General features: G+C 40.8%; 2 protein-coding genes, 1 tRNA gene and 1 pseudogene. 2 read left to right on the top strand and 2 right to left on the bottom strand.

All coding sequences use genetic code 11. The features are described 5' to 3' along the window. Positions 1 to 119: 119 nt before the first annotated feature. A tRNA-Ser gene (locus AB4384_RS23240) sits at positions 120 to 210 on the top strand. 339 nt (positions 211 to 549) lie between these two features. Then, on the top strand, positions 550 to 1,584 hold the full coding sequence (locus tag AB4384_RS23235) for a tyrosine-type recombinase/integrase (protein WP_372130180.1): 1,035 nt from the start codon (positions 550 to 552) through the stop codon (positions 1,582 to 1,584). 189 nt (positions 1,585 to 1,773) lie between these two features. On the opposite strand, the pseudogene AB4384_RS23230 reads toward AB4384_RS23235, so the two are convergent. Further along, positions 1,774 to 1,887 (bottom strand): annotated as a pseudogene (locus AB4384_RS23230) (recombinase XerD); the annotation flags it as partial. Further along, positions 1,853 to 2,044 (bottom strand): phage integrase N-terminal SAM-like domain-containing protein, encoded by a 192-nt coding sequence (locus tag AB4384_RS23225; RefSeq protein WP_372130179.1) that lies wholly within the window; start codon positions 2,042 to 2,044, stop codon positions 1,853 to 1,855. The gene AB4384_RS23225 and the pseudogene AB4384_RS23230, both read right to left, overlap by 35 nt. Positions 2,045 to 2,163 lie beyond the last annotated feature (119 nt).

Here is a 2,163-nt window from a genome sequence, read left to right as displayed (position 1 = left end):
CGGAAAGCCGCGATGAACCTTTTTTATTGCCGTGAATGATTAGAAAACAAGCAACAAAACAAAATTATGAAAATTAAGGGTTTACAAGATCCTCCACCCCTTATATTATTCACGCCACTGGAGGGATGGCTGAGTGGTCGAAAGCACCGGTCTTGAAAACCGGCAACCGTTAATAGCGGTTCTAGGGTTCAAATCCCTATCCCTCCACCACTTTAAAGAAAGCCGCTGAGAAATCAGCGGCTTTTTTCATATCTGAAGGGTGCTAAGTTAAACCGTAAGGATTGACTGAGACAATGTACCTATTCAAAACCGCCAGCCACAACTACTACACCCGTATTTGCCTACCAAAAAATTATCGTGATCTTGGGTTCCCTTTTGACTTAAAAGTTTCACTATTAACCAAGAATCGTCGAGTTGCCTCATTACGCAATCTAAGCGTTGCCATTGAGCTAAAACAACTTATTGACAGCATTACAGCTCAGACTCACCCAGCAGACTTCAATATTGCTGCAAATGAGTGTATCAATGAGCTGAGAAGCCATTTTAACGATGATGAAGCGGCATGCTCTACCAAACCCATACCAATACGCAATACTTCCACAGTACGGCAACCCGTACCTTTATTTATCTCAACAAGCAACATCACTCGTATCGTTGAAAGATGCATTGGCAAAGTTTATCGACTCCAAAAAGCTCCAATCAATCCGACCACTTACCATACACCAGCTAGAATCACGTGTTAGCCACTTTATCCAATTTGTGCCAGTAGATAGAGTTGCCGATGTAACAACGGCTCATGCCTTACTGTACCGTGATGCGTTGTTGAAAAAAGGTCGAAGCCCCAAAACAGATAAAGAGTACCTTGCTGCCTGTTTCCAGTTTTTTAAATACTGTAAGTTAATGAACCATACTGGGTTCAATGCTTTTGAAGACGTTAAAATCCAGAAAAAGGCGACTAAGCGCCAAGATGAACAGCGTGATCGTTGGCTATTGAAGGATATGAAGAAGTTTTTCGGTTCGCACCTGTTCAAAGAAAAGGATGAAGAGTTTCAGTGGATTTCAAAAATCCTACCTCTTTCAGGTATGCGCCCTTCTGAAGTATGTCAGCTACAAGTTACTGACATTAAGCAAGAAGACGGTATTTACTACTTCTCAATTACAGAAAATGAAGAAGGTAAATACGTAAAAAATGCCAATAGCATCCGTCAAGTGCCTATCCATGAAAAATTGGTCACGATGGGCCTTCTCGATTTCGTAGCGAGGATTAAAGCTACTGGTAGCAAGCACCTCTTTAACTATATACCAGATAATCAGTTTGACGATTGGTCTAAATCTTACTGTATTAAAATTGGCAAGTATCAAACCACTATAGGTATGAAGCCACGAGAACGACCTACCGCATATGGGTTTCGACATACCTTTATCGATGAGTTGAAGCAGCAAGGCGTTCCTGAACACGTTACCGCCCAAATCGTCGGTCATGGGAATAACAGTATGACCTACGGACGATATGGTAAGCGATTACCAATCAGTCAGTTAGCAATGGTAATTAATGGGATCAACTATGAGTTAACAGGAGACTAAAGTTAATATACCAATCCTCTAAATTTGCTGGCAACTAGGAAAAAATCTTTTCGAGTTGCCTAAACTGTTTATGCCCCATTATCATTTAGAACAATGACTGATTCTAACTTTGTGTTTCTGTGTTTGCCTTATATTTACTAATGCAGAAAGCAAAAGATATGGCTTTAGTAGCTTGTCTTGTTGTATGCCTTAAAGACTATCAAGAGGACTTATGACCCCAGTATGATGGCCACCAACCACATGGGTATATATCTCGGTTGTTTTGACATCACAGTGTCCCAATAACTCCTGGATGGTACGAATGCGACACTTCACACTCGACTGCTAAAAAGCAGAGAAATTGTTCAATCAAAGCGGGGCTTATATCAGCGCCATGACGAATATTACAATGTCGAATGAAATAACGGTTCCAATAGAGGTAGGATTTTTCTGTTTGATAGGGCTTTGTTGCGTAATTCAATGGAACTAAATCAAGAACCTACCATAGACAGAACCTTAAGCACTAAGCTCAGCGTAAATTCCGTCTAAAGTAATGTTTTCTTTAGACTTCCTCTGCGCTGACTTTTGAGCGTTCCTTGA

The organism is Vibrio sp. 10N.261.51.A4, from assembly GCF_041471945.1.
In the GTDB taxonomy this organism is placed as follows: domain Bacteria; phylum Pseudomonadota; class Gammaproteobacteria; order Enterobacterales; family Vibrionaceae; genus Vibrio; species Vibrio crassostreae_C.
The sequence above is the reverse complement of the archived record's forward strand: the minus strand, read 5'-3'. Positions and strand labels throughout refer to the sequence as shown.

Excerpts from the sequence above, each read along its gene's own strand:
- AB4384_RS23235 (WP_372130180.1), top strand. The coding sequence starts at position 550 with ATGATGAAGCGGCATGCTCTACCAAACCCATACCAATACGCAATACTT.